This window comes from Salipiger abyssi (assembly GCF_017311415.1).
In the GTDB taxonomy this organism is placed as follows: Bacteria; Pseudomonadota; Alphaproteobacteria; order Rhodobacterales; family Rhodobacteraceae; genus Salipiger; species Salipiger abyssi_A.
On the sequence record NZ_JAEKIS010000003.1, the window covers coordinates 197,103 to 221,162 of the forward strand.

The following is a 24,060-nucleotide window of genomic DNA, read 5'->3' on the forward strand; positions in this document are numbered from 1 at the left end:
CACATGGCACGAGTCAAAGGTGGTACCGTCACCCACGCCCGTCACAAGAAGGTCATCTCGCAGGCAAAAGGCTATTACGGCCGCCGCAAGAACACCTTCAAGGTTGCAGCCCAGGCCGTCGACAAGGCCAACCAGTACGCGACCCGCGACCGCAAGAACCGCAAGCGCAACTTCCGCGCGCTTTGGATCCAGCGGATCAACGCGGCTGTGCGTTCGCATGACGAGGCGCTGACCTATTCGAAATTCATCAACGGTCTGACCAAGGCCGGGATCGAGGTGGACCGCAAGGTGCTCGCCGATCTCGCCGTGCACGAGCCCGAAGCCTTCGGTGCCATCGTCGAGCAGGCCAAGGGTGCGCTGGCCGCCTGAGCCACTGCGTTACCGCCGAAAAAAAGAACCGCGCCCGGCATCCCGGGCGCGGTTCTCTTTTGTGCGTGCCTTGCAACAAGAGGCGCTGGCGACCCGTGAAGGACTCGAACCCTCAACCTGCTGATTAGAAGTCAGCTGCTCTATCCAGTTGAGCTAACGGGCCTTTGCGCCCGCCCGTTCTAGCCCCTTGCCACGACCTGTGCAATTGCCCGCGAGGGCGCTTTTGCCCCTGCCGGCTTGCGTCTTTGCACTGCCCCCGGTAGGTGAAGCGCACAGACAATCCGAGGGTACCGGGATGGATGACCTGCGCGACAAATATATCGACCTGATCGCCGCCGCCGCCGACGAGGCGACGCTCGAAGAGCTGCGCGTGCAGGCGGTGGGCAAGAAGGGCGAAATCAGCCTCCAGATGCGGAGCCTCGGCAAGATGAGCCCCGAGGAGCGGCAGGTCATGGGGCCGAAGCTCAACGCGCTCAAGGACGAGATCAATTCCGCGCTCGCCGCCAAGAAGGTTGCGCTGGCCGATGCCGCGCTCGACGAACGGCTGGCCGCCGAATGGCTCGACGTGACCCTGCCGGGCCGCGCCCGCCGCACCGGCAGCATCCACCCGGTCAGCCAGGTCTGGGAGGAAGCCACCGCGATCTTTGCCGATATGGGCTTTGCCGTGGCCGAGGGCCCGCAGATCGAGGAAGACTGGTACAATTTCGACGCGCTGAACATTCCCGGCCACCACCCGGCGCGCGCCGAGATGGACACGTTCTACATGCACCGCGCCGAGGGCGACGAGCGCCCGCCGCATGTGCTGCGCACCCATACCTCGCCGGTGCAGATCCGCTCCATGCAGAAGAACGGCGCGCCGATCCGCATCGTGGCGCCGGGTCGCGTCTATCGCGCCGATTACGACCAGACCCACACGCCGATGTTCCATCAGATCGAGGGGCTGGCGATCGACCGCGATATCTCCATGGCCAATCTGAAATGGGTTCTGGAGGAGTTCTTCTCGGCCTTTTTCGGCACCACGGTGAAGACCCGCTTCCGCGCCTCGCATTTCCCCTTCACCGAGCCCTCGGCAGAGGTCGACATCCAGTGCCAGTGGAAAGACGGCTCGGTCGTGGTGGGCGAGGGCGACGACTGGCTTGAGGTGCTGGGCTCCGGCATGGTGCACCCGAAGGTTCTGGAGGCTGGCGGGATCGACCCGAAAGAGTGGCAGGGCTTTGCCTTCGGCATGGGGATCGACCGGATCGCGATGCTGAAATACGGCATCCCCGACCTGCGCGCCTTCTTCGACAGCGATCTGCGCTGGCTGCGGCACTACGGCTTCGCGGCGCTGGACGTGCCGACGATCCGGGGTGGCCTGTCGCGGTAAGATCCCGGGTTTGGCGGGGCGGGGATTCGAGAACTGTCCTACGATCCCCACCCGCGCGAATCCCAGCGTAACGCGTGTAACGCAAGGCTCCAATCTGTCGCGAGGCCAACCGGCATGAAGCTTTTCCACCACGCCAACCGCGAACGCAACGCCGATACACGCCGGGTCTATGCGCTGTTCGAGATCGTCTATACCGCCGTCGATTTCGCCGCCGCGCTGTGTTTTACCGTGGGCTCGGTGCTGTTCTTCTTTCCGGTCTATGAGATCCCGGCGGTCTGGCTCTTCACCGCGGGATCGGTGTTCTTCATGGCCAAGCCGACCATTCGCCTGATCCGCGAGATCAAGCTTTACCGCATGGGCAAGCTCGACCGGCTCGTGCATCGCGCCGAAGGCGAGTAACCCGGAGCCATCGCGCCGAGGGCGATTAGCCTGGAGCCATCGCGCCGAAGGCGGGTAGCCTAAAACCATCGCGCCGAAGGCGAGTAGCCTATAACCCCAGTGCCGAAGGCGGGTAGTCTAGAGCCCCAGTGCCGCGCGGGCGCGCCGCAAGGTCTCCTCCGCCGGTCCCGACGCGTCGATATGGTGCCAGTGGCCGGGCGTTTTTGCATCCCGGGCCTGCCGGGCCACCACCGTCGCATCCGCGTCGGAGGCATCGCCATGCCGGGCGCTGACGCGGGCCTGGAGCGCGGCGGTCCCGGCCTCCAGCCAGAGCGCCGAGAAGGCCACGCCGGTGCGCCGGGCCAGCGCCGCGAGGTCTTCGCGCTCGCCCGGGGCGAGCCATGTGGCGTCGATCACCACGCTGCGGCCCGCTTGCAGCAGGGTCTCGGCCCGCGACAGCAGTCGGCAATAGACCACCCCCGACGCCTCGGCGCCATAGGCATCCGCCGGCAGCCGGTCGAGCGGATCCGCGCCGGCGAGCTGCTTGCGTTCCAGATCGCTGCGCAGATGCACGGCGCCGGGCGGCGGGCCGATGAGCGGCAACAGATCGCGGGCGAGGGTGGTCTTGCCGGTGCCGGACATGCCGCCCACCGCCAGCAGCGTGGGCGGGCCGGCGGCGAAGCTCTCCAGCGCATCGTCGAGAAAGCCGAGCGCGCGCTCCGTGTGGTCGGAGATCTCGCCGGTGGCGCGGCCGGTCTGAACCTCGACCATGGCGCGGATCGCGCCGCGGATGCCGAGGAAATAGGGCAGGGCGGCGAGGCCGGCATCCTCCTCTCCGGCGGCGGCGAACAGCCAGGCGTCGAGCGCGAGGCAGGCGGCGCGGCCGAGATCGCGGTGGCGCAGGTCCATGATCAGGAAGGCGAGATCGTAGAGCACGTCGCAGGTGCCGAGCACCTCGTCGAATTCCAGCGCGTCGAAGAGCACGGGCCGCTTATCGAGCAGCACGATATTGTTCAGATGCAGATCGCCGTGACAGCGCCGTATATGCCCGCGCACCCCGCGCGCCTGCATGAGCGGCGCCAGCGCCGCCTGCCTTTCGCGCGCCAGGCTGCGGAACCTGGCGGCGCGGTCGGCGCCGAGCTCGTCCGTCATGCCGGCAAAGGCGGTCTCCAGCTCGGTGACGATATCGGCCATGAGCTTGGCGCCATCCGCGTCGCGCCGGGGCGATTGCGCGTGATAGTCATAGGCCGTTTGCCCCAGATCCTGTGCCAGAGCATCGTCCAGTTCCCCGCGCTCGGCGATGGCGGAGAGCTCGTTTTCCTGCGGAAAGCGGGCCATGCGCAGCACCCATTCCACCGGTTCGCCCTTGCCGTCCAGCTCCAGCCCGCCTCCGGGGCGGCGGGTCAGCGGGCAGACGTCGCGGTAGATCTGCGGTGCCGCCGGACGATTCAGATCAAATTCGCGGCGCAGCATCGCCTCGCGCAGCGGCAGTGTGGAGAAATCCATGTAATCGTAGGCGACTGCGCGTTTGATCTTGTAGGCGGTGTCGCGCGCAAGAAAAACATGCGCGCCATGGGTTTGCACATGCGTCACCTCCGCGCCGCCGTGGCCGGCCGGGTCCGAAAGATAGGCGATCGCTTCTGATTGGTCGTCGGGCATATATGCCTCCCGCGCGATAGTTTGTAACAGGCCCCGAAGGGTTGGCTATGACCGGAATCAATGGCGTTACGCCCAACCTGTGATAAAATACGACCGTCATCAAAGGGCGGAGGTTTGTCATGAACATGATCGCTACCAAAGACCGTCTCGAAACCGACGGTACGACTGACCGCGACTTCCACATTCGCTGGACGCTTGAGCCGTTCGCCGCGACGGCCATGCTGGATGCATGGCTCGACTACGGCGACGAGATGCAGTCCTTCTATGCGGACCGGATCCGCGAGGATGTGGCAACCCAGCATCAGCTGCTGCATTGCAAGAGCCCGGTGGAGATGCTCCAGATCCAGGCCGGCTTCTTCCGCAAGGCGGTGGCCGACTACCGGATGCATGCGGGGCGCGTGTCCGAGTTGACACAGCGCCTGTTCTTCCCGCAGCCGGCGGCGGATCAGCCGAAGACGTAAGTTCCAGGTGCTGCCCCGAGCGAGGGCAGCGCCGGTTTCTCAGCCGCCGCGCGTGTGCCGGTGGAGTGCGCCGCCAGCCACTCGGCCCAGGCGGGCCACCAGGATCCTTCGATCGGGGCGTGAGCGCCCTTCCATGTCTCTGCGGCCAGCGCATGGCCCGGCACCTCGCCGATGCGATAGTGCCGGCGCGGGTGGCCGGGCTCAGAGACGATGCCCGCATTGTGCCCGCCGCTGGTCAGCAGGAAGGTGTTGCTGCCATCGGCGAAGCGGGTGATCTTCCACACCGATTTCCACGGCGCCACATGGTCTTTCTCGGTGCCCACCGCAAAGAGCGGCGTCTCGATATCCTCGACCGACACGAGCCGCCCACCGACCTTGTACTGGCCTAGCGCCAGCCGGTTTTCGAGAAACAGCTTGCGCAGATATTCCGAATGCATCGTGGCGGGCATGCGGGTGGCGTCGGCGTTCCAGGCCATCAGGTCGTTCATACCGCCGCGCTCGCCCAGCAGGTAATCGCGGATGGTACGCGACCAGATCAGGTCGTTGGAGCGCAGCATCTGGAAGGCACCGGCCATCTGGTCGGATTTCAGATAGCCCTGCTCGGCCATGATATCCTCGAGAAAGGCGACCTGGCTGTCGTCGATGAAGAGCGTGATTTCTCCGGCTTCGGTGAAATCGACCTGCGCGGCAAGCAGTGTGAGCGAGGACAGCCGGTGATCGCCCTCGCGCGCCATGGCGGCGGCTGCGATCGACAGCAGCGTGCCGCCGAGGCAGTAGCCGGCGGCGTGGATCTTCTGGTCGGGCACCGCCTTGCCGATGGTGTCGAGCGCCTCGAAGATGCCGAGGCTGACGTAATCCTCCATCGACAGCTCCGCATCCTCCTCGCCCGGGTTCAGCCAGGAGATCATGTAGACCTCGATCCCCTGATCGACGAGGAAGCGCACCATCGAGTTATGTGCCGAGAGGTCGAGGATGTAGTATTTCATGATCCAGGCGGGTACGATCAGCAGCGGCTCGGCCTTCACCTCCTTGGTGGTGGGGCGGTAGCGGATCAGCTCGATCAGCCGGTTGCGATAGACCACCTCGCCGGGCGTGATCGCGATGTTTTCCCCGACGGTGAAGTCGCCGGTCTCGGGTGCGGCGTCGCTGGCATAATCCGCGAAATCCTCCAGAAAGTTCCGGAAGCCGCGTAGCAGGTTGGCGCCATGTTCCTCCTGTGTGCGGGCGGCGACCACGGGGTTGGTGAGCGCAAAATTCGACGGCGCCATCATGTCGAGCATCTGCCGCGTGGCGAAATTGGTCATATGGGCGTGCCTCGGCGCGACCCCCTGAACGTCTTTCGTGGCGGCGTCCCACCAGTTTTCGGACAGCAGAAAGCACTGTGCGAAAAGGTTGTATGGATAGCGCTGCCATGCCTCTTCGTGAAAGCGCTTGTCCGCCGTCATTTCGGCGCAACCGCCGCCGTCGGGCGACAGCGGGCAACTGACCGCCGCCTGCATCGCGCGCGCGGCATTGGCGACGGCTTTTTCCTGAAGCTGGGCCTGCTTGGCCGGCGAACCGACGAGATGAACCGCCCAGTCGAACCAAGCCGTTGCCAGCCCCATGGGCGAGAGCCCCCCGGTCAGGCTGCCGATGGTTGCGTGAAAGGCGCGGTCTATGGCGTTGTGCGCTTCGGCGTCTCCGACCGGCACGGTGTGTTCGGGAGGGATGCTCGGACTGTGTTTCATGGCCTCTCTCCGTACCATTGTTTGCATCGCTTTGTGGCATTGATTCCCGCTCAGTGTCTTGATCAAGCGCAAGAAACCGCCGCGACGTTGCGTTCTGTCTGGGCTGATAGCGTAACCTTTTCGTGTCACGGTTTGATCCCGGGATGCGAGAATTTGATTGGATTTAATCAAACGATTGATTATTGCATTCTGCATGATCGAGAGTTCCGAGTCTCAGCTACCGGCCGCGTCGGCAGAGAGTACCCGTCGAAACCTTATCGACGCCGGGTTCGACCTGTTTGGCAGTCGGGGCTACGACGCGACCAGCACACGCCGGCTGGCGGAGCGGGCGGGCGCGAATATCGCCTCTATCGCCTACCATTTCGGTGGCAAGGCCGGGCTGCGTCGGGCCTGCGCAGAGGCGGCGGCGCAGCGGATCGCGGGGGCGGTTGGCGCGCCGCGTCCCCGTGGCGACATCGCGCCCGAAGATGCGGCGGCTGAACTCGAAAGGGCGCTGCGCGGGCTGGTCCAACTGCTTCTCGATGGGGAGGGCGCCCGCGGGCTCGTCGGTTTCATGGTGCGCGAGCTCAATGGATCGCCGGAGACGGTCACGCTGATCTTCGAGCGCTTCCTCGGTCCCAAGCATCGCGAACTTTGTACCCTCTGGGCCGCCGCGACCGGGCAACCGGCGGAGAGCGATGCCGTGAGGCTTTCGGTGTTCGCGACCATCGGCCAGGCGGTCTATTTCCGGATCGCCGAACCTGTAGTGCTGCTTGGCATGGGCTGGCAGAATCTTGGGCCAGACGAGGCCGAGTGCATCGCCGATCAACTTGTGGCGCAGCTTCACGCCGCGCTGGAAAGGAGCCGGGTATGACCGGATTGCTCTGTGCGCTGCCCTTTGCCGCCGCGCTGTTTTCCGCCTGCGCGGCGCCCGGCCCGCTGGCGACGGGCTATGTGGAGGGGGATTTCACTCTGATCGCACCGGTTGCCACGGCGCAGATCCGCGGGCTGGAGGTGGCCAGCGGCGACCGGGTAGAGGCCGGACAGACGCTGGTGGCGATGGAGCATCGCGACGCCGAGATCGCGCTGGCCCGCGCCGAGGCGGCCCTGGCGCAGGCGCAAAGCCAGTTGCAGGATCTTCAGGAGGGCAAGCGCCCGGCAGAGATCCGCGCCATCGAAGCCTCGCTCGCCTCGGCGCAGGCACAGGCCGAGGATGCGGCACGCACCGAGGAGCGCATGGTGAGCCTCGCCGCGCGCGGGGCCGTCACCGAGAGTCAGCGCGACGATGCGGTGACCGCCGCAAAGGTGGCCAATGCGCAGGTGGCGCAGATCGAGGCGGAGCTTGCGGTGGCGCGGTTGCCCGCCCGCGCGCAGGAGATCGCCGCCGCCGAGGCGGCGGTGAAGGGGGCTGCGGCGGCACGCGATCAGGCGCGCTGGGATCTCGACCAGCGCAGCCTTACCGCGCCCGCCACCGGCACCGTGTTCGACGTGATCCGCCACGAGGGCGAGATTGCTGGCCCGTCCTCGCCGGCGCTGTCGATGCTGGCCGATGGCGCGGTGAAGCTGCGGCTCTACGTACCGGAGACGGAGTTTTCCCGGGTCGCCGTGGGCACGCCGCTGGCGATCAACTGCGACGGCTGCGAGGCGGGGCTGCGCGCGCGGGTGACCTATATCTCCGACGAATCGGAATTCACCCCGCCGGTGATCTACTCGCTCGAGAACCGGCAAAAGCTGGTCTATCTCATCGAGGCGCGGCCCGTCGGCGAGAGCATGCTGAAACCCGGCCAGATCGTCGACGTGTCGCTGGCGGAGGATGCGCGGTGAGCGAGCCCGCCATAACGGTCACCGATCTCACCAAGCGGTTCGGCGGCAAGACGGTGGTCGACCGGGTGTCGCTCAGCGTCGAGAAGGGCGAGATCGCCGGGTTTCTCGGGCCCAACGGCTCGGGCAAGACCACCACGATCCGGCTGATGTGCGGGCTGTTGCAGCCCGATGGCGGCAGCGGGCGGGTGCTGGGCCACGACATCCAGACAGAGCGCGGCGCGATCAAGCGCGAGGTGGGCTATATGACCCAGCGCTTTTCCTTCTACGAAGACCTGACCATCGAGGAGAACCTGAATTTCGTCGCGGGGCTCTACCGCATGCCCGGGCGCCGCCGCGTGGTGCGCGAGACGCTTCAGGATCTGGGGCTATACTCGCGCCGGGATCAGCTTGCCGGGTCGCTCTCGGGCGGCTGGAAACAGCGGCTGGCGCTCGCGGCTTGTGTCATGCACCGCCCGAAGCTCCTGATGCTCGACGAGCCCACCGCCGGGGTCGATCCCAAGGCGCGGCGCGATTTCTGGGACGAGATCCACCGGCTGGCCGCCGACGGTCTGACCGTTCTGGTCTCGACCCATTACATGGATGAGGCAGAGCGCTGCCACCGCATCAACTACATCTCTTACGGCACGCTGGTGGCGCGCGGCACGGTGGCCGAGGTGGTGCGCGATGCGGGGCTCACCACGATGGTGATCTCGGGCAGCCGCGCGGGCGAGGCGGCGCGGCGCCTGGAGGGCGAGGCGGGGGTCGATCAGATCGCGCCCTTCGGCACCACGCTGCATGTGGTGGGCCGCGACGGCGCGGCCCTGCGCGAGACGGTGGCGCGGGTGGCGGAGGAGACCGGCACCGAAGCGGCGCCCGCCGAGACCAGCCTTGAGGATGTGTTCATCCAGCTCATGGGCGACGCGCAGGACAATATGTCATGACCCGGTTTCTCTCGCTCGCGCGGCTCTGGGCGCTGCTGGTCAAGGAAACCATCCAGATGCGCCGCGACCGGCTGACCTTTGCGATGATGATCGGCATTCCGCTGGTGCAGCTGATGCTCTTTGGTTTCGCCATCAACAACGACCCCAAGGAGCTGCCCGCCGCGCTGGTGGCGCCGACGCAGGACAGGTTCACCCGGGCCATGGTCAGCGCGCTGGAACTCACCGGTTATTACCGCTTTATCGCGCCCGCCGCGACGGCGGCGAAGGCGGAGGAGATGATCACCCGTGGCGATGTGGTCTTTGTCGTCACGGTGCCCTCGGATTTCGGCCGGCGGGTTGAGCGTGGCGACGATCCGTCGATCCTGATCGAGGCCGACGCCACCGACCCGGCGGCGGCGTCGGGCGCGATTTCGACCCTTGGCACGGTGGCGACCGAGGCGCTGGAGCGCGAGGCGGGGCTGCCGCAGGGCAGCGGGCCGGCGCTCTCGGTGGTGGTGCACAAGCGCTACAACCCGGAAGGAATCACGCAGTACAATATCGTGCCCGGGCTGCTGGGGGTGATCCTGCAACTGACCATGGTGATGATGACCGCCATGGCGCTCACGCGCGAGACCGAGCGCGGCACGATGGAGAACCTGCTGTCGATGCCCGCCACGCCACTGGAGATCATGCTGGGCAAGGTGGTGCCCTATCTCGGCGTGGGCGCGGTGCAGGTCGTGGTGGTGCTGGTGGCGTCGAAGGCGATCTTCGGCATTCCGATGGTCGGGCATCTCTCGGTGATCCTGATCGGGATCTTCGTCTTCGTGCTGTCGCTGGTGATCCTCGGCTATCTGATCTCGACCGTGGCGCGGACGCAGATGCAGGCGATGCAGCTGACCTTTTTCTTCTTCCTGCCCTCGCTGATGCTTTCGGGCTTCATGTTCCCCTATCGCGGCATGCCGGGATGGGCGCAGGCGCTGGGCGAGATCTTTCCGCTCACCCATTTCCTGCGGCTCATCCGCTCGGTCATGCTGAAGGGTGCGGACGTTCAGACCGTGGCGCAGTCGATGGCGGCGCTGCTGCTCTTTGTGCTGCTGCTGTCGCTGGCCGCCCTCATGCGCTTCCGCCGGACGCTCGACTGAGCGGGCTCAGTCGGCGCGGATCGCTTCGGAGTAATCCGCGTCGTCGCCGGCGGCCTGCGCCTTGTCGGTGATCAGGGCGGCGGCGCGGCGCTCCTCAAGGCTGCCATTTCCCCCGAGCACGCCCAGCGAGTCGAGATATTCCGGCAGCCGCGCCGAGAGGATCAGCCGGCGGTCGATCGGAAGGTCCGCCTTGAGCGCCTGCGCCAGCCCGTAGACCACCGTCGTGCAATTGGCGAGCAGCGTGTTGTAGAAGCGCGGCTGCGCCTCCAGTTGCTGCGCCAGCCCGACATAGGCCATGAACAGCGCCCGCCGGTGCTCGGCCGAAAGCGCCACCGGGAAGAGCCTGACCTGCTCCTTGCGGTAATTGGTGCGCAGCTTGACGATATCCTCCTCGGTCGCGCCGATCAGCACCAGCTCGAACTGGCGGAAGAACCCACCGATCTCGTTGAAGGCCTCGTCTGCCTCGCGGCGGATCTCGACCGAGAACACCACATGCTCACCATCCGCAAAGCCGAAGCTCACCAGCAGATGGGCGATGTCGGGGTTGTCCCAGACGGAGGTGATCATGTCGACGGTTTCGAGCTGCGAGAGATCGACGGTGCGCTCGGTCCAGCGGTGGGTGGCGTCGTCGGGGCTGCGCCAGTCGAAATCGCGCAGATCGGTGAGCGTGACGAGATCGCCGGCGACCCGCGCCTTGACCCCGCGCGAGACATCGACGGCCCAGTCGCGGTCCTGGCTCGGGGTGATGGTCATGTACCAGCCCGCCACCGCCAGCGCCGAGGCGGCCAGCACCGCCCAGCCGAGGCGCCTCTGGCGCAGCCGGGCGGCAAAGGCGAGGCAGAGTGCCACCGCCAGAGCCGCGAGCGCCGCGATGCGGGCAGGCCCTTCAAGGTGCAGCCAGAGCGCCATGCCGCTCCAGGCGGCGCCGGCAAGCGCTGTCAGGGCAAAGAGCAGATGGGCGATAAGACGGAACGGGCGGGTCATGGTCTTTTCCTTATCGGGCAGCCTGCGGGCGACGCGGGGCCGCCCGGGACAGTGTCATTCGTTTTCGCCGCTGACTTCGGCCAGCAGGCGCTCGGTGCGCGCATCTTCGAGCTTGTTATAGATCCGGTCCGATTCTTCCTTGTCGCGCAAGGCTTTGGTGATGGCGGCGGTGGAATAGACCAGCATCAGCGCGGCCATGGCATAATAGCCCTTGGCCGAAAAGCTGGCTTCGAGCGAATAGATGCCGCCGGCCATCATCAGCGCCGCGATGGAGAAGTTTGCATAGGTGAAGATGTTCCAGGCTTTGGAGACTTTCGGAGTGTACTGGGTCATCGGTCTGGTTCCTGTGTTTTCGGGAAAGGGAAAAGGGGCGTTCAGGTGCGGGTCTGTTTGAGCCGGTCGAGCACGGCGGCGGCGTCGGGACGCAGCGGTGCGCCGCATCCGGCGGCGGCCAGCCTTGCGCTGGTGGCCTCGGCGCTGCCGGTGGCGGAGAGATCGGCCATGGCAACGGCAGTTGCTTCGGACAGGCCCTGCCGGTCTTGCAGGCGTTCGAGCGTCGCCTCGGCCTCGCGCAGGCTGTTGATCACGCCATCGGGCATGGTGCCGCGCACGCGCTGTGATTTCGCCGTGGCATCGGCCAGCTGCTTGCCGCGCTGAAGCACGCGCAGGCGTTGTTCGGCGAGGCTGACCTCTTCGCGCAGCCGGCGGGTTGCGGCATCGTAGGTGGCGATCGCCTTTTCGGTATTGCCGCGCTCGGCCTCCAGCTCTGCGATGGCGGCGGCGGCTTCGGTGGCCAGATCCTCGCGGCCCTTGTCGAGCGCATCCAGCGCCCGCGCCTCCAGATCGTCGATCTGCTGGGTGAGCCGGTGCAGCGCCTTTTTCTCGCGCTCGCCATAGGCGATCACCATCGCCACCGAGCGTTTGGCGCTTTCCACGCCATGTGCGGCATCGCGCAGCTGCTGGCGCAGGATGGTGAGTGCATTGGCATCGGTGATTGCCTGGGCGGTATCGGCGCTCTGGCCGCGGACCAGGGTGATCAATGTCTTGAACATCAGGGCCTCCAACTCTATGAACCGTGTTCATGGACTTGATGCCAGAAGAGTGAACGTCGTTCAAGTATTATTTTGAACGTTGTTCAAAATAATTTGGAGGCCGTATGGCGACGACCCGGGAAGAGAAACGCGCCGATCTGAAGCGCCGGCTGATCGAGGCCGCCGAGGCACAGATTCTGGAGAAGGGGCTGGCCGGGCTGAAGGCGCGCGAGGTGACCGCGCAGGCGGGCTGCGCGCTGGGCGCGCTTTATAATGCCTTTGAGGATCTCGACATGCTGGTGCTGCATGTGAACTCGCGCACGCTGGCGCGGCTGGGCGCGGCGCTGCAGGCGGCGCGCCGCGACGGCGCCGATGCCGCGACCGAATTGCAGGCGCTGGCGCGGGCCTATGTGGATTTTGCCTGCGACAATCAGCGGCTCTGGTCGGCGCTGTTCGAACATCGGCTGCCCGATGGTGTGACGATGCCCAACTGGCACCGCGACGACCACGCGGTGCTGATCGCCGAGATCATCGCACCGCTGGGCGCCCTGCGTCCCGATCTCGATCCCGAGGCGCTTCGGCTGCGCGCGCAGACCACCTTTGCCGCCGTGCACGGGGTGGTGCAGCTTTCGCTTCAGGGGCGATTCGTCGGCGTTCCGCAGGAATGCCTGGTGGACGAGGTGGCGGCGCTGGTGGCGACGATGACCCGGGGCAGCCGGCCCGGTTCAGATCCGGCGGGCGCGTAGCGCGAGGATCTGGCGCAGGGTTTCGGAGGGCGGCACCGTGCGGAAGATGTCGCGCAGCATGGCGGCATCGGCGCGCAGCCCGTCGACCCAGCCGCCGCGCTTGGTGTGCTTGAGCGGACTGTCGACGCCGGGCCAGCGCACGATGGCCAGCCGCAGCCCGTCGCTCAGCCAGAGCCGGTTTATGAACACCTCCAGCCCGAAGCGGGGCAAGCCGCGCAGCGTGGCGGTATGGGCGGCGAGCAGCGCGCGCGGCATCACCCGTTCGCCCGAGATGTAGTCGATCCCCAGTGCACGCCAGAGCAGCGGCGCATTGCGGCGCAGGCTGATCGCTGCATCGGCGCGGCGCTCCAGCACCGGCGCGATGAGGTCGCTCAGATGATCCGCGTCGAGCCCCAGAAGATCGCTGTCGAGCAGCAGCAGATGCTCGCCCCGCGCCGCCTCGATCCCGGTGGCCACGGCGCGGCTCTTGCCGCCGTTCTGCGGCTGCCGGATCACCCGCAGCGTGGGCGCGTCTGTCGCCAGCGCCTCGGCACGGTCTGCGGTGCCGTCGGAAGAGCCGTCATCGACCACGATCACCTCGCAGATCAGCGGGTGATCCAGCACGGCGGCCAGAACGGCGCCGATGCGGGGGGCCTCGTTATAGGCGGGGATGATGCAGGAGAGCCGGGGCGTGTCGGTCATTTGCGCGTCGTCCTTTTCAGCAGCCAGACGATCCCGGCCATGATCAGAACGCCGAGCAGCAGCAAAGAGATCCGTGCGATCCAGTCGTCGATCTTGCTGTAGGCCGCGCCGAAGGCATAGCCGAGCGCCACGAAGAACAGGCTTTTCGGGATGGTGGCCAGCAGGTTGACCCAGAAGAAGCGGAACATCGGCATCTTCGCGAGCCCCGCCGCCACCAGCACGGCGGCACCTGCGGAATGGGTGAGCTTGCCGATCACCAGCGTGCGGCTGCCATTTTTCTGGAAATGGCCGGCGACCTGGGCGAGCCGCGCGCGGCTCAGCCCCATGCGGTAGCGCCAGCGCAGGGGCAGCCTGTGCAGCCCCCAGCGCCCGAGCGCGTAGAACCCCATGTCGCCCACCATGTCGGCGAGGATCACCACGATGCTGACGCTCCAGACATCAAGCAGTCCGCGGCTGGCGAGCCATGCGGCGATGACCGTCACGATGGGGCCTTCCAGCACTGCGATGGGCGCCAGGATGGCCAGCCCGTTCTTGGCGATCAGGGCTGCAACTGTCTCCAATCCCAACAAGTGCTACTCCGCCGGGCCCGCCGGGGTCTCGGGCGCCATATCCGTTCCACGCCATGTAAAGCCGCGCCCTGTCCATGTGGCAAGCCAGAGCGCCGGAAGCAAGAGATCGCGCAGCAGCATCGCCGCGAGATCGCGCAAGGAGGCGGGCCAGCCGGCACTGCGGGCCAGTGCCAGCTCGGCGCCGTACCAGACCAGTGGCAGCGCGATCAGCGTGGATGCGGGCAGCGCGCCCATGGCCACCAGCGCGGCGAGGGCTGCCAGCGGGATCAGCGGGCCCTGAGCGATTTCGGCGCTGAAGATCATCGGAAAGCCGTCGCGGCGCACGCGGCTCCAGCGCAGCTGCCGGTCCCAGACGGCGCGGGCGCTGCGCTTGCCGATGGGCTGCGGAAAGAGGCGGGGTGTCAGGCGCACATGCCGGCCCTGATCGCGCACCAGCTTGGTCGAGGCGACATCCTCGGCGAGGTTGCGCCCCAGCGCCGGCAGGCCGCCGCCGGCCTCGAGCACGTTGCGGTTCCAGAACAGTGTCTTGCCCTGGGCAAAGCCGAAGCCCAGCGAATCCGCCGCAAGCTGCCAGCGCCCTTGCGAGCTGTTCAGAAAGGCGCATTCCAGCGCGCCCCAGAAATTGCCGGGCCGGATGCCGGCGGGCGGCGAGGACACCAGACCGGTATTCTCGCGCCAGCTTGCCACCAGGGTGCGCAAATAGTCGCGCGGTAAAAGCAGGTTGCTGTCGGTCATCGCCACCCATTCGCTGCGCGCCGCGACATAGCCCTTGTGCAGATTGTTGAGCTTGGGATTGCCGCTGATGGGCGTCTCGCCAAAGAGCAGCGTCGCCTCGATCTGCGGATTGTCGGCGATGAGCCGCTGCACCAGCGGCACGGCGGGGTCGTTTTGCGAGGGCGCGCAAAAGATCACCTCGTAACGCGGATAATCCTGCATGAAGGAGGAGGCCAGCGTTTCGGCGTCGAATGTGTCGAGCCCGCAGACCGGGCGCACCAGCGAGATATAGGGCAGGGCACTGTCGTCGGCCCTGGGTGGTGCCGGCCGGTGATGACGGCGCGCGGTGAGGCCGGCGCTGAGCAGATGCGCGGCGAGCGGTATGGCGAGGGCGCAGAACAGCAGAATCTCGGTCATGCGATGCCTCCGGCGAGCGCGCCGCCATCGTTCGGAGCCTGCTGCGGCGGCAGCGGGCGTGCCGGGGTGCGGGCGCGCTCGGGGCTGTATTCGATCAGCCGCATCTGGCCTTGCCGGTCTTCGCCGAGGGCGGTCAGGCTGTCGATCCAGTCGCCGCAATTGGCGTACATGATGCCGTCGCGGTGGCGCAGCGCGGGCTTGTGTGAATGGCCGCAGATCACGCCCGCCGTGCCGGCGGCGCGGGCCAGCGTGGTCAGCCGGTTCTCGAACCGGTCGCCCATGGCCATCACCCGGTTGGCGCGGTCGATCACCCGCTGTGCCGGGCTGCGGCTGTGGCGGTCGAGCGTGGCGTTGCGGCGGTGCCAGTCGTCGATCTGGCGCAGCATCGCGTCGAGCCGGCTGCCGAGCCGGGTCATGAAATGCCAGCGGAGGAAGCGCGGGTCGCACTGGTCGCCATGCATCACCAGATAGCGGCGCCCGTCGGCGGCCTTGTGGACCACGGCTTCGCGCAGTTCCCAGCCTTCGACCGTCGCGTCGGGCGCGCGCATGGCGGAGTCGTGGTTGCCGGGCAGGTAGACGATCCGCGTTCCGCTCGCGACGCGAGCGCGCAGATCGGCGAGCACCGCTTCGTGGCTCTCGCTCCAGTGGATGCGGCCGCCATGCCAGATGTCGAAGATGTCGCCGACGAGATAGATCGTCTCGGCTTCGATGTCGCGGAGGAACTCGAGAACCTGCGCCGGGCGGCTGGCGCGGGCTCCGAGATGCAGATCGGAGAGGAACAGGCTTCGCAGGGTCTGGCGGGCGTCGGTGCCGGCAGGAGAGGACGGCATTCGGGCAACTTCCTTCTTCGCTCGCCCGCCTTATGGCGGCAGGATGTATCGGGAATGTGACGTCATTTAACGCAATGAAAGCTCTTCGGGTTCCCGGTTTAGGACGGAATGCCGCAGTGCGGCGTTTTGTTGCCAGTGGGTGCTTTGCGGGGGCTTAGCCCGGGTCGGTTCCAGCGATGCCGTCCTTGGCAACCGAGACCGCTTTCAGCACCGCGTAAAGCTGCTGCCCCTCGCGCAGATCCAGCGCTGCGACGGAGCGGCGTGTGACCCGCGATAGGATCACATTGCCGCCCGCGTCGAGCTGCACCAGCGCGCCCGGACCTTCGCCGAGCCGCAGGGCGGTGACGGTGGCCGGCAGCACGTTGAGCGCCGAGATGCCCTCGGGCCGCCGCGTGGCGAGCATCACGTCCTGCGCCTCCACATGCACCCGCAGCGGCGTGCCCGGCGCGCGGGCCACATGCGGGACCAGCAGGCGCAGATCTCCCGCCGTAAGCTCGCTAAGACCGTCGGGGTGATGCGCCGTCACCCGCGCCTCCAGCACCGCGCCCGCCGCGCCAGCGCCCAAGGGCGTGACTGACGGGTCGCCCAGCACTTCGGTGGCCGAGCCCTGCCGCGCGACGCCACCGTTCTGAAGCGCCACGACCGAGGTCGCGAGCCGCGCCACCTCGGCGGGGGCGTGGCTGACATAGAGGATCGGCACCGAGGTTTCGTCGCGCAGCCGCTCGAAATAGGGCAGGATCTCTGCCTTGCGCGCCTCGTCGAGCGCTGCGAGCGGTTCGTCGGCGAGGATCAGGCGGGGATTGGCAAGCAGCGCGCGACCGATGGCGACGCGCTGCCGCTCACCGCCCGACAGGCCGCCGGGACGGCGCGTCAGCAGCGGCCCGATGCCCAGCATCTCGACGACGTTGTCGAGCGGCTCCTGCGGGCCGGATTTCGGGGCGAACCAGCGCCCGTAGAGGAGGTTTTGCCGCACCGTCAGATGCGGAAAGAGGCGGGCATCCTGAAAGATATAGCCGAGCCTGCGCTTATGCGGCGGCAGCCAGATCCGCTGCGCGCTGTCGAAAAGCGCCCGCTCGCCGATGGCGATGCGTCCGGCATCCGGGCGGAAGAGCCCGGCCACCGCGTTGATGATGGTGGTCTTGCCGGAGCCCGAGCGCCCGAAGAGCACGGTCAGCCCGGGCGGCGCCTTAAAGGCGATATCGAGCGAGAAGGTGCCGAAGCTGTGCCGGATGGCGACGTCGAGGCTCATGTGCCGGCCACCCGTTTGGCGATCTTGCGCGACAGGATCTCGGACAGCATGAGCGCCGTCATGGCGATGGCCACCGAGACGACGACCAGCCGCAGCGCCGAGGCCTCGCCGCCGGGCACCTGGAGGAAGGCGTAGATCGCCGAGGGCAGGGTCTGGGTCTGGCCGGGGATGTTGGAGACGAAGGTGATGGTGGCGCCGAACTCGCCCATCGCCTTGGCAAAGGCGAGGATGGCGCCGGCGAGGATGCCGGGCAGGATCAGCGGCAGCGTCACCGTGGCAAAGACCCAGAGCCGCGAGGCGCCGAGCGTGGCGCCGGCCTGCTCCAGTTTGGGGTCCACCGCCTCGATTGAGAGGCGGATTGCGCGGACCATGAGCGGAAAGGCCATGATCCCCGCCGCCAGCGCCGCGCCGGACCAGCGAAAGGCGAAGACGATGCCGATCTCCTTCAGCGGTGCGCCGATCGGGCCGCGCGTGCCAAAGGTCAGCAGCAGCACGTAGCCGGTGACCACCGGCGGCAGGATCAGCGGCAGATGCACCAGCCCGTTGAGGATCTGCTTGCCCGGAAACTCCCACCGCGCCAGTGCGAAAGCGATGAAGATGCCGGGCGGCAGCGCCGCCAGCGTCGCCCAGAGCGCCACGCGCAGCGACAGCGCGACGGCCTGCCATTCCTCCGGGCTAAGCTGAAACATTGCGGGCGGTTACTCCGTCAGGACGGTGAAACCCTGCCGCTCAAACGCGGCGCGCGCAACCGGCCCCTGTAGGTAATCGAGAAACTCCGCCGCGATGGGGGTGTCGCTCTCGGCAAGCACGGCTGCCGGGTAGACGATGGGTGGGTGGCTGTCTTTGGGAAAGGCGCCCAGCACGGTGACATCGGGTTCTGCCGCCGCGTCGGTGGCATAGACGATGCCCATGGGCGCCTCGCCGGTGGCCACCAGCGCCAGCGCGGCGCGCACATTGTCGGCCTGCGCCACCTTCGGTGCGACACCGTCCCAGAGCCCCAGCGACTCGAGCGCCGCCTTGCCGTAGATCCCGGCGGGCACCGCGTCGACCAGCGCCATGGCCAGCCTGTCCTCGCCCAGCATGTCGGCAAGCGGCAGGTCGGGGGCGATCTCGACCGGCGTGGCGCCGGCATCATGGGCGATCAGCACGATGGCATTGCCCAGCAGGTCGGTGCGGCTTTCAGCGTCGATCAGGCCCTCTTCTTCCAGGGTGTCCATCCAGCCGACATTGGCGGAGATGAACACATCCGCCGGCGCGCCCGCCTGGATCTGTCGCGCCAGCGACGAGGAGCCGGCCAGCGAGATCACGGCTTTGTTGCCGGTTTCTTCGCCGTAGCGTTCCGCGACCTCGTCCATGGCGTTCTTCATGCTCGCCGCGGCGAAGACGGTGACGTCATCGGCCTGGGCGGCACCGGCGATCAGAGTGGTGAGGGCGATGGCGCACAGCCCGGGGGCGGGGAAAACAGCGGACATGAAGGATCCTCAGGCTTGATATGTTTTGTGAAACATATCGCGTGCCGGAGGCGAGATGGCAAGCGTTATTTCCCATCGGGAACATCGGAGAGCAGCGATTGCAGCGCCGCGATCTCCTCGGCGCCCGCCGTGGCGGCGGCGGTCTCGAAGCGGCGGTAATGGTCGAGCACCTGTAACCCGGTCTCGGAAAGTTGCGCCCCGCCGCCCTTGCTGCCGCCGCGCGTCCGTTCCACCAGGGGCGCACGGAAGGCACGGTTCATTTCCTCGACGAGGCTCCAGGCGCGTTTGTAGCTCATCGACATGGCCCGCCCCGCAGCGGCAATGGAGCCGGTCTGCTGGATAAGCTCCAGCAGATCCGCCTTGCCGGGGCCGAGCATGGCGCTGTCGCCGAACAGGATGCGCAGGCGCAGGCGGATTTCGGGGTCAGGGGGCTGGGATGTGGCGCTCATGGCGCGGAGTGTCGGGGATCGCGCTTGCGCTTGCAAGCGCGGGAGGGTTGAGTTGCCGGAACGGGAGGGCCGGAGATGTTCGACGCGAGACTGCTGCCGCTTCAGCGGCGTCTGCTGCACGGGCCGGCGCGGGCGCTGCACGGGCGCGGTGTGGGGGCCGATGCGATTACGCTTGCGGGCTTTGCCTGCGGGCTGCTGGCGGTGCTGGCGGCGGCCTGCGGTCTCTTCGGGCTGGCGCTGGCCGGGCTGGCGGCGAACCGGCTGGCCGACGGGCTCGACGGCGAGGTGGCGCGGCTGGCGGGGCCGACCGACCGGGGCGCCTTTCTCGATATCGCGCTGGATTTCGTCTTTTACGCGCTGTTCCCGGTGGGTTTCGGACTGGCGGATCCGGCGGCCAACGCGGTGCCGGCGCTGGTCCTCGTGGCGAGCTTTGTCGGCACCGGCTCATCCTTTCTCGCCTTTTCGGTGATCGCCGAGCGGCGCGGCATCCGGGCCGACGCCTATCCCAGCAAGGGCATCTATTATCTCGGCGGGCTGACCGAGGGCGGCGAGACCATCGCGCTCTTTGTGGCCATGTGCCTGTTTCCCGGCGCCTTTCCTGCGCTGGCGCTGGTCTTTGCGGCGGCCTGTTTCGTCACGACCCTGACCCGCTGGCTGGCGGGCTGGCGGCTCTTCGGCTGAGCATCCCGCCGCGCAACAGGCGCAGGGGCAGACGGCGCAGGGTGAGCAGCAGGAGCTCCGGATACTCGATCTCGCCGGCCAGAAGCGCCATGTAGCGCTGTCGTGCGGTGGTCGAGTCGTGAAAAAGCCGGGCGAAATACGGGCTCGTTTGGTCGGAAAAGATCAGAGGCCGCAAGAGGTTGGCATGTCGCAGCCCCCGGTGCAGCGGGCCAAGCGCGCGGCGGTAGCGGCTGAGCGCACTCTCGGGCGCGCCGTCGGCGAGGGCCTCCGCGACCGCTTTGGCGGCGTAGTGGCCGCTGAGGATCGCGTGGCCGATGCCCTCGCCGGTGATCGGATCCACCAGCCCCGCCGCATCGCCGGCCAGCAGGATGGCGCCGCGCCCGGGCGTCCGGCGGAAATCGCCGAAGGGCAGGAAATGGCCCTTGATCCGCAGCGCCTTTGGGGCATCGAGTTCGGAAAGATAGCGCATCATCCCCGCGCGCATTCGCGGATTGCATGCGTGCAGCCCGCCGATGCCGATTGTGGTGCTTTCCGGTTTCGGAAAGCGCCAGCCATAGCCCCAGTTTGCGGCACCGAAATCGATGCGGATCGGCTCCTGCGGTGCCGGCGGGGCCTCGGTCTCAAGCGCGAAGCCGATCTTCGCCTTGTCGAAAGACGCGCCGAAGAGATGGCGGGCGACGACGCTTTGCACCCCGTCCGCGCCGATCAGCGCGGAGAACGTCAGCAGCGTGCCGTTTTCCAGCGTGACCTGTCCCGCGCCGATCTCGCGCAGCCGCGTGCCGGTGAGATCCACCGCCCCGGCCTCCAACGCCAGCGCCAGCAGGTGATGGTCGAGCGAGAGCCGCGTGGTCAGGTGCAGCGGCGGGCTGTCGGTCATCTCGCCCAGCGGCGCGCCGTCCCGGTAGAAGACCAGCCGCTCGTGACGGGTGAGCATGTCGGGCGGGGGCAGGGCGGAGAGTGCCGCCTGATGGCTCAGACAGCGCCCTGTGATCAGCCCGCCGCAGAGCTTGTCGCGGGGAAAGACCGCCTTGTCGATCAGCGCGACGCGCAGCCCGGCCCGCGCGGCCACCAGCGCGGCGGTTGCACCGGCGGGACCGGCGCCGAGAACGATCAGGTCGAAACGGGTCAGCATCCGGGCTCCGCGTCATGGTCTGGCAGGATGACAATGTGGCGAAGCGCAGTTTGCGGCAATGCGGAATAGATATTCCAAATATTGCATTTGAATGAGCCGAGGCGTATCTTTCCGGACCGAACGCGGCGGAACGGGTCTGTCCGCGGAACTCGACAGGAGAAGAGAAATGACGCTCGATCGTGCGGTGATGGCGTTTGCGGGGGTGATGATCCTGCTGAGCGTGGTGCTGACCGTCTGGATCTCGCCCTACTGGATCTGGTTCACGGTGTTCATCGGCCTGAACATGCTTCAGGCGGCCTTCACCGGGATCTGCCCGGCGGCAATGATCTTTCGCAGGCTCGGGGTGAAGGCAGGCTGTGCCTTCAGCTGAGGCGCAAGAAAAAAGGCGCGCTCTTGCGGGCGCGCCTTTCGCTGGTCTGACCGCTGCGGATCAGAGCAGTTCGATATTCACGGCGCTTTCGCGGCCGTCACGGCCGGCCTGAAGCTCGTAGGACACCTTTTGGTTGTCCTGGAGGCCGGTGAGGCCCGAACGCTCGACGGCGGAGATGTGCACGAACACGTCCTTGGAGCCGCCCTCGGGAGCGATGAAGCCGTAACCTTTGGTGGTGTTGAACCACTTCACGGTGCCAGTTGCCATGGGTAATAACCCTTCTCTGTCTGTCTTGCCGCACGCGTGAGTGCTGCGGCCCGGCATGTCGTCAGTGCAGTATCGGTTGCGCTGCTGCCGGTGAAGGAGACAGGTAGGTCGATAGTGGTAACGTCTGCGGCCAAATGTATGGCAGAGGGGGCTGATTCCGGCAAGGGGTTTTGGGGACGTTGGCATTCCCTTGCTTTCTTTCGGGTCATCCAGCCTTCATTGACCAATTCGTTCCGATACTCTTGCCATGTCCTTGTACCGACGTCCGAATATCACCGGCGCGACCGTCTTTTTCACCGTCTGCCTGGCGCAGCGCGGGGGCGCGTTGCTGATCGACGAGATCGAGGTCTTGCGCGACGCGGTGAAGGTGACGCGGGCACGGCGCCCGTTTGGGATCGACGCCTGGGTGGTGCTGCCGGACCATATGCACGCGGTCTGGACACTGCCGGGGGACGACTCGAAATATTACGATCGCTGGGGCGCGATCAAGGCGCGGTTTTCGAAATTCGTGCGGTTGAAAGCGGCGCGGACTGACGAGAGCACGGCGCGCCCGACACACAACGCCTTGGCTGACGAGCTGGAGCGGCTGCGTGTGGCGCGCAGCCCGAGCAAGATCGGCAAGCAGGATGCCGGGATCTGGCAGCGCCGGTTCTGGGAGCATCACATACGCAGTGAGGCGGATTACGCGGCGCATGTGCGTTACTGCCTGACCAACCCGGTGAAGCACGGGTTGGTGGAGACGCCGGAGGCCTGGCCCTATTCCTCGGTGCATCGCGAAATCCGGGAAGGGCGGTGGCCGTAGGGTGGGTTTGAAACCCACCTTTCGCACAATCGAACGCATCGCAAAGGTGGGTTTGAAACCCACCCTACGAAGACGGCACTTAGCGGGTGAATTTCTTGAACTTCACCCGTTTCGGCTCCAGCGCGTCGGCGCCGAGGCGGCGTTTCTTGTCTTCCTCGTAATCCTCGAAGTTCCCCTCGAACCATTCCACATGCGCATCGCCCTCGAAGGCGAGGATATGCGTGCAGATCCGGTCGAGGAAGAAGCGGTCGTGCGAGATCACCACCGCACAGCCGGCGAAATCCACGAGCGCATCTTCGAGCGCGCGCAGCGTTTCCACGTCGAGATCGTTGGTCGGTTCGTCGAGCAGGATGACGTTGCCGCCTTCCTTGAGCAGCCGTGCCATATGCACCCGGTTGCGCTCGCCGCCCGAGAGCAGCCCCACCTTCTTCTGCTGGTCGCCGCCCTTGAAGTTGAACGCGCCGCAATAGGCACGGCTGTTCATCTGCGCGTCGCCCAGCTGGATGATCTCGGCACCGCCCGAGATCGCTTCCCAGACATTCGCGTCCGCGTCGAGATCGTCGCGCGACTGGTCGACATAGGCGAGCTGCACCGTGTCGCCGAGCGAAATCTCGCCGGCATCGGGTTTCTCCTGCCCGGTCAGCATCTTGAACAGCGTCGATTTGCCCGCACCGTTGGGGCCGATGACGCCGACGATGCCGCCCGGCGGCAGCGAGAAGCTCAGATCCTCGATGAGCTGCTTGTCGCCCATATGTTTCGACAGGTGCTCGACCTCGATCACCTTGCTGCCCAGCCGCTGACCGTTGGGGATGATGATCTGCGCCTTGCCGATCTTCTCGCGCTCGGACTGGTCGGCGAGTTTCTCATAGGCCTGAATCCGCGCCTTGGATTTCGCCTGCCGCGCCTTGGCGCCCTGCCGCATCCATTCCAGTTCGCGCTCCAGCGTCTTCTGCTTGGCCTTGTCCTCGCGGGCCTCCTGCTCCAGCCGCTTGGCCTTCTGCTCCAGCCAGGAGGAGTAGTTGCCCTCGTAGGGAATGCCGCGGCCGCGGTCGAGCTCCAGAATCCAGCCGGTGATTGCGTCGAGGAAATAGCGGTCGTGGGTGACGATCAGGATCGTGCCCTTGTACTCGATCAGGTGGTTCTGAAGCCAGGCGATGGTCTCGGCGTCGAGGTGGTTGGTCGGTTCGTCGAGCAGCAGCATGTCGGGCGCTTCGAGCAGCAGCTTGCAGAGCGCCACGCGGCGGCGTTCCCCGCCCGAAAGCGTGGTCACGTCGGCCTCGTCCGGCGGGCAGCGCAGCGCCTCCATGGCGACGTCGATCTGGCTGTCGAGATCCCAGAGATCCTGGCTGTCGATCTCGTCCTGAAGCTGCGCCATCTCCTCGGCGGTCTCGTCGCTGTAATTCATCGCCAGCTCGTTGAACCGGTCGAGCTTGCCCTTCTTCTCGGCAACGCCCAGCATGACGTTTTCGCGCACCGTGAGGTCCGGGTCGAGATGCGGCTCCTGCGGCAGATAGCCGACCTTGGCGCCCTCGGCGGCCCAGGCCTCGCCGGTGAAATCCTTGTCGATTCCGGCCATGATTCGCATCAGCGTCGACTTACCGGCGCCGTTGACGCCGACGACACCGATCTTCACCCCGGGCAGAAAGCTCAGACGAATGTTTTCAAAGCACTTCTTGCCGCCGGGATAGGTCTTGGACACCCCATCCATGTGATAGACGTATTGATAGCTGGCCATGCGGTCCTCCGGCGAAATCTTCGGGGGCCTGTATCGCACCACGGCGGGGGAATGCAAAGGTCTGCCAGGCCGGACAGTGCGGGAAGTGCCAGACGTCTTAAGCGGATCGTAAAGCTTTGCGGGTCAT

The 24,060-nt window shown here is 66.6% G+C and carries 28 protein-coding genes and 1 tRNA gene; 12 read left to right on the plus strand and 17 right to left on the minus strand.

The features are described 5' to 3' along the window. The first annotated feature begins 3 nt into the window (after nt 1-3). The gene (gene rplT, locus I6N89_RS06080; RefSeq protein WP_076697202.1) at nt 4-369 is read left to right on the plus strand and encodes a 50S ribosomal protein L20; all 366 of its coding nucleotides are present in this window, start codon (nt 4-6) and stop codon (nt 367-369) included. 86 nt (nt 370-455) lie between these two features. Here rplT and I6N89_RS06085 read toward each other — a convergent pair. Beyond that, nucleotides 456-532 (minus strand) — tRNA-Arg (locus tag I6N89_RS06085). A 132-nt stretch (nt 533-664) separates the two neighbouring features. Between I6N89_RS06085 and pheS the strand changes: the two genes are divergently transcribed. Together pheS and I6N89_RS06095 are read left to right on the plus strand one after the other, a co-directional pair. Next, nucleotides 665-1,735 carry a phenylalanine--tRNA ligase subunit alpha gene (gene pheS, locus I6N89_RS06090; RefSeq protein ID WP_207017360.1) on the plus strand — a complete coding sequence of 357 codons (1,071 nt, stop codon included), beginning with the start codon at nt 665-667 and terminating at the stop codon, nt 1,733-1,735. Nucleotides 1,736-1,849: 114 nt separating this feature from the next. Further along, nucleotides 1,850-2,134 (plus strand): YrhK family protein, encoded by a 285-nt coding sequence (locus I6N89_RS06095; RefSeq protein ID WP_207017361.1) that lies wholly within the window; start codon nt 1,850-1,852, stop codon nt 2,132-2,134. 117 nt (nt 2,135-2,251) lie between these two features. On the opposite strand, the gene I6N89_RS06100 is transcribed toward I6N89_RS06095, so the two are convergent. After that, complete coding sequence (locus tag I6N89_RS06100) at nt 2,252-3,772, minus strand: AAA family ATPase (RefSeq protein WP_207017362.1); 1,521 nt, start codon at nt 3,770-3,772, stop codon at nt 2,252-2,254. 119 nt (nt 3,773-3,891) lie between these two features. Between I6N89_RS06100 and I6N89_RS06105 the strand changes: the two genes are divergently transcribed. Then, entirely contained in the window at nt 3,892-4,233 is a 342-nt protein-coding gene (locus tag I6N89_RS06105; RefSeq protein WP_076697183.1) for a phasin family protein, read from the plus strand. Here I6N89_RS06105 and I6N89_RS06110 read toward each other — a convergent pair. Continuing rightward, the gene (locus I6N89_RS06110) at nt 4,218-5,960 is read right to left on the minus strand and encodes a PHA/PHB synthase family protein (protein WP_207017363.1); all 1,743 of its coding nucleotides are present in this window, start codon (nt 5,958-5,960) and stop codon (nt 4,218-4,220) included. The genes I6N89_RS06105 and I6N89_RS06110 overlap by 16 nt on opposite strands. Before the next feature lie 157 nt (nt 5,961-6,117). Between I6N89_RS06110 and I6N89_RS06115 the strand changes: the two genes are divergently transcribed. Genes I6N89_RS06115 through I6N89_RS06130 form a run of 4 tightly spaced genes read left to right on the plus strand, consistent with a single transcriptional unit; the run spans nt 6,118 to nt 9,804 of the window. After that, nucleotides 6,118-6,813: a CerR family C-terminal domain-containing protein gene (locus I6N89_RS06115; protein ID WP_236016458.1), complete on the plus strand. Its 696-nt coding sequence runs from the start codon at nt 6,118-6,120 to the stop codon at nt 6,811-6,813. Further along, the gene (locus tag I6N89_RS06120; protein ID WP_207017364.1) at nt 6,810-7,763 is read left to right on the plus strand and encodes an HlyD family secretion protein; all 954 of its coding nucleotides are present in this window, start codon (nt 6,810-6,812) and stop codon (nt 7,761-7,763) included. Before I6N89_RS06115 ends, I6N89_RS06120 begins: the two co-directional genes overlap by 4 nt. Beyond that, on the plus strand, nt 7,760-8,683 hold the full coding sequence (locus I6N89_RS06125; RefSeq protein WP_207017365.1) for an ABC transporter ATP-binding protein: 924 nt from the start codon (nt 7,760-7,762) through the stop codon (nt 8,681-8,683). The genes I6N89_RS06120 and I6N89_RS06125 overlap by 4 nt, the downstream gene beginning before the upstream one ends. Then, nucleotides 8,680-9,804, plus strand: a complete 1,125-nt coding sequence (locus I6N89_RS06130) for an ABC transporter permease (protein WP_207017366.1) — start codon at nt 8,680-8,682, stop codon at nt 9,802-9,804. Before I6N89_RS06125 ends, I6N89_RS06130 begins: the two co-directional genes overlap by 4 nt. A gap of 6 nt (nt 9,805-9,810) precedes the next feature. On the opposite strand, the gene I6N89_RS06135 is transcribed toward I6N89_RS06130, so the two are convergent. The 3 genes from I6N89_RS06135 to I6N89_RS06145 are packed head-to-tail and all read right to left on the minus strand — an operon-like array spanning nt 9,811 to nt 11,840. Continuing rightward, entirely contained in the window at nt 9,811-10,788 is a 978-nt protein-coding gene (locus I6N89_RS06135) for a DUF4105 domain-containing protein (protein WP_207017367.1), read from the minus strand. 54 nt (nt 10,789-10,842) lie between these two features. Continuing rightward, on the minus strand, nt 10,843-11,121 hold the full coding sequence (locus I6N89_RS06140; RefSeq protein ID WP_076697151.1) for a YiaA/YiaB family inner membrane protein: 279 nt from the start codon (nt 11,119-11,121) through the stop codon (nt 10,843-10,845). Nucleotides 11,122-11,162: 41 nt separating this feature from the next. Beyond that, the gene (locus tag I6N89_RS06145; RefSeq protein WP_207017368.1) at nt 11,163-11,840 is read right to left on the minus strand and encodes a PspA/IM30 family protein; all 678 of its coding nucleotides are present in this window, start codon (nt 11,838-11,840) and stop codon (nt 11,163-11,165) included. A 104-nt stretch (nt 11,841-11,944) separates the two neighbouring features. On the opposite strand from I6N89_RS06145, the gene I6N89_RS06150 reads away from it, so the two are divergent. Then, on the plus strand, nt 11,945-12,565 hold the full coding sequence (locus I6N89_RS06150) for a TetR/AcrR family transcriptional regulator (RefSeq protein ID WP_207017369.1): 621 nt from the start codon (nt 11,945-11,947) through the stop codon (nt 12,563-12,565). Here the strand turns inward: I6N89_RS06150 and I6N89_RS06155 are convergent. From I6N89_RS06155 to I6N89_RS06190, 8 genes are all read right to left on the minus strand, one after another. Continuing rightward, nucleotides 12,545-13,246, minus strand: coding sequence for a glycosyltransferase family 2 protein (locus I6N89_RS06155; protein WP_207017370.1), 702 nt, complete (start codon nt 13,244-13,246; stop codon nt 12,545-12,547). The genes I6N89_RS06150 and I6N89_RS06155 overlap by 21 nt on opposite strands. Next, on the minus strand, nt 13,243-13,815 hold the full coding sequence (locus tag I6N89_RS06160; RefSeq protein WP_207017371.1) for a DedA family protein: 573 nt from the start codon (nt 13,813-13,815) through the stop codon (nt 13,243-13,245). The genes I6N89_RS06155 and I6N89_RS06160 overlap by 4 nt, the downstream gene beginning before the upstream one ends. 3 nt (nt 13,816-13,818) lie before the next feature. After that, nucleotides 13,819-14,946: a ceramide glucosyltransferase gene (locus tag I6N89_RS06165; protein WP_207017372.1), complete on the minus strand. Its 1,128-nt coding sequence runs from the start codon at nt 14,944-14,946 to the stop codon at nt 13,819-13,821. Beyond that, entirely contained in the window at nt 14,943-15,776 is an 834-nt protein-coding gene (locus I6N89_RS06170; protein ID WP_207017373.1) for a UDP-2,3-diacylglucosamine diphosphatase, read from the minus strand. The genes I6N89_RS06165 and I6N89_RS06170 overlap by 4 nt, the downstream gene beginning before the upstream one ends. A gap of 154 nt (nt 15,777-15,930) precedes the next feature. After that, a complete protein-coding gene (modC, locus tag I6N89_RS06175) occupies nt 15,931-17,025 on the minus strand; it encodes a molybdenum ABC transporter ATP-binding protein (protein ID WP_207017374.1) in 1,095 nt (364 codons plus the stop codon). Further along, nucleotides 17,022-17,714, minus strand: a complete 693-nt coding sequence (gene modB / locus I6N89_RS06180) for a molybdate ABC transporter permease subunit (RefSeq protein WP_207017375.1) — start codon at nt 17,712-17,714, stop codon at nt 17,022-17,024. Before modB ends, modC begins: the two co-directional genes overlap by 4 nt. A gap of 9 nt (nt 17,715-17,723) precedes the next feature. Further along, complete coding sequence (gene modA, locus I6N89_RS06185) at nt 17,724-18,497, minus strand: molybdate ABC transporter substrate-binding protein (RefSeq protein WP_207017376.1); 774 nt, start codon at nt 18,495-18,497, stop codon at nt 17,724-17,726. Nucleotides 18,498-18,562: 65 nt separating this feature from the next. Next, the gene (locus I6N89_RS06190; protein WP_207017377.1) at nt 18,563-18,946 is read right to left on the minus strand and encodes a winged helix-turn-helix domain-containing protein; all 384 of its coding nucleotides are present in this window, start codon (nt 18,944-18,946) and stop codon (nt 18,563-18,565) included. 75 nt (nt 18,947-19,021) lie between these two features. Here I6N89_RS06190 and I6N89_RS06195 point away from each other — a divergent pair, with 75 nt between their 5' ends. Next, on the plus strand, nt 19,022-19,627 hold the full coding sequence (locus tag I6N89_RS06195) for a CDP-alcohol phosphatidyltransferase family protein (protein WP_207017378.1): 606 nt from the start codon (nt 19,022-19,024) through the stop codon (nt 19,625-19,627). Here I6N89_RS06195 and I6N89_RS06200 read toward each other — a convergent pair. Further along, on the minus strand, nt 19,581-20,759 hold the full coding sequence (locus tag I6N89_RS06200) for a geranylgeranyl reductase family protein (protein ID WP_207017379.1): 1,179 nt from the start codon (nt 20,757-20,759) through the stop codon (nt 19,581-19,583). The two genes, I6N89_RS06195 and I6N89_RS06200, sit on opposite strands and share 47 nt — an antisense overlap. A gap of 166 nt (nt 20,760-20,925) precedes the next feature. Between I6N89_RS06200 and I6N89_RS06205 the strand changes: the two genes are divergently transcribed. Further along, entirely contained in the window at nt 20,926-21,129 is a 204-nt protein-coding gene (locus I6N89_RS06205; protein ID WP_207017380.1) for a YgaP family membrane protein, read from the plus strand. Between the two features lie 60 nt (nt 21,130-21,189). Here I6N89_RS06205 and I6N89_RS06210 read toward each other — a convergent pair whose 3' ends face one another. After that, entirely contained in the window at nt 21,190-21,396 is a 207-nt protein-coding gene (locus I6N89_RS06210; protein ID WP_076697089.1) for a cold-shock protein, read from the minus strand. A 247-nt stretch (nt 21,397-21,643) separates the two neighbouring features. Between I6N89_RS06210 and I6N89_RS06215 the strand changes: the two genes are divergently transcribed. Then, nucleotides 21,644-22,198 (plus strand): REP-associated tyrosine transposase, encoded by a 555-nt coding sequence (locus I6N89_RS06215; RefSeq protein ID WP_207017381.1) that lies wholly within the window; start codon nt 21,644-21,646, stop codon nt 22,196-22,198. A gap of 79 nt (nt 22,199-22,277) precedes the next feature. Here the strand turns inward: I6N89_RS06215 and ettA are convergent, their stop codons facing one another. Then, entirely contained in the window at nt 22,278-23,933 is a 1,656-nt protein-coding gene (ettA, locus tag I6N89_RS06220; RefSeq protein WP_207017382.1) for an energy-dependent translational throttle protein EttA, read from the minus strand. Nucleotides 23,934-24,060 lie beyond the last annotated feature (127 nt).

What these genes read in the sequence shown, in the direction of transcription:
- I6N89_RS06140 (WP_076697151.1), bottom strand. Translation starts at nt 11,121, where the DNA reads ATGACCCAGTACACTCCGAAAGTCTCCAAAGCCTGGAACATCTTCACC.
- I6N89_RS06105 (WP_076697183.1), top strand. Translation starts at nt 3,892, where the DNA reads ATGAACATGATCGCTACCAAAGACCGTCTCGAAACCGACGGTACGACT.
- I6N89_RS06205 (WP_207017380.1), top strand. Translation starts at nt 20,926, where the DNA reads ATGACGCTCGATCGTGCGGTGATGGCGTTTGCGGGGGTGATGATCCTG.
- I6N89_RS06215 (WP_207017381.1), top strand. Translation starts at nt 21,644, where the DNA reads ATGTCCTTGTACCGACGTCCGAATATCACCGGCGCGACCGTCTTTTTC.
- I6N89_RS06120 (WP_207017364.1), top strand. Translation starts at nt 6,810, where the DNA reads ATGACCGGATTGCTCTGTGCGCTGCCCTTTGCCGCCGCGCTGTTTTCC.
- I6N89_RS06200 (WP_207017379.1), bottom strand. Translation starts at nt 20,759, where the DNA reads ATGCTGACCCGTTTCGACCTGATCGTTCTCGGCGCCGGTCCCGCCGGT.
- I6N89_RS06150 (WP_207017369.1), top strand. Translation starts at nt 11,945, where the DNA reads ATGGCGACGACCCGGGAAGAGAAACGCGCCGATCTGAAGCGCCGGCTG.
- I6N89_RS06165 (WP_207017372.1), bottom strand. Translation starts at nt 14,946, where the DNA reads ATGACCGAGATTCTGCTGTTCTGCGCCCTCGCCATACCGCTCGCCGCG.
- I6N89_RS06135 (WP_207017367.1), bottom strand. Translation starts at nt 10,788, where the DNA reads ATGACCCGCCCGTTCCGTCTTATCGCCCATCTGCTCTTTGCCCTGACA.
- I6N89_RS06195 (WP_207017378.1), top strand. Translation starts at nt 19,022, where the DNA reads ATGTTCGACGCGAGACTGCTGCCGCTTCAGCGGCGTCTGCTGCACGGG.
- rplT (WP_076697202.1), top strand. Translation starts at nt 4, where the DNA reads ATGGCACGAGTCAAAGGTGGTACCGTCACCCACGCCCGTCACAAGAAG.
- modB (WP_207017375.1), bottom strand. Translation starts at nt 17,714, where the DNA reads ATGTTTCAGCTTAGCCCGGAGGAATGGCAGGCCGTCGCGCTGTCGCTG.
- I6N89_RS06110 (WP_207017363.1), bottom strand. Translation starts at nt 5,960, where the DNA reads ATGAAACACAGTCCGAGCATCCCTCCCGAACACACCGTGCCGGTCGGA.
- I6N89_RS06210 (WP_076697089.1), bottom strand. Translation starts at nt 21,396, where the DNA reads ATGGCAACTGGCACCGTGAAGTGGTTCAACACCACCAAAGGTTACGGC.
- I6N89_RS06095 (WP_207017361.1), top strand. Translation starts at nt 1,850, where the DNA reads ATGAAGCTTTTCCACCACGCCAACCGCGAACGCAACGCCGATACACGC.
- modC (WP_207017374.1), bottom strand. Translation starts at nt 17,025, where the DNA reads ATGAGCCTCGACGTCGCCATCCGGCACAGCTTCGGCACCTTCTCGCTC.
- ettA (WP_207017382.1), bottom strand. Translation starts at nt 23,933, where the DNA reads ATGGCCAGCTATCAATACGTCTATCACATGGATGGGGTGTCCAAGACC.
- I6N89_RS06190 (WP_207017377.1), bottom strand. Translation starts at nt 18,946, where the DNA reads ATGAGCGCCACATCCCAGCCCCCTGACCCCGAAATCCGCCTGCGCCTG.
- I6N89_RS06100 (WP_207017362.1), bottom strand. Translation starts at nt 3,772, where the DNA reads ATGCCCGACGACCAATCAGAAGCGATCGCCTATCTTTCGGACCCGGCC.
- I6N89_RS06145 (WP_207017368.1), bottom strand. Translation starts at nt 11,840, where the DNA reads ATGTTCAAGACATTGATCACCCTGGTCCGCGGCCAGAGCGCCGATACC.
- modA (WP_207017376.1), bottom strand. Translation starts at nt 18,497, where the DNA reads ATGTCCGCTGTTTTCCCCGCCCCCGGGCTGTGCGCCATCGCCCTCACC.
- I6N89_RS06130 (WP_207017366.1), top strand. Translation starts at nt 8,680, where the DNA reads ATGACCCGGTTTCTCTCGCTCGCGCGGCTCTGGGCGCTGCTGGTCAAG.
- I6N89_RS06170 (WP_207017373.1), bottom strand. Translation starts at nt 15,776, where the DNA reads ATGCCGTCCTCTCCTGCCGGCACCGACGCCCGCCAGACCCTGCGAAGC.
- pheS (WP_207017360.1), top strand. Translation starts at nt 665, where the DNA reads ATGGATGACCTGCGCGACAAATATATCGACCTGATCGCCGCCGCCGCC.
- I6N89_RS06155 (WP_207017370.1), bottom strand. Translation starts at nt 13,246, where the DNA reads ATGACCGACACGCCCCGGCTCTCCTGCATCATCCCCGCCTATAACGAG.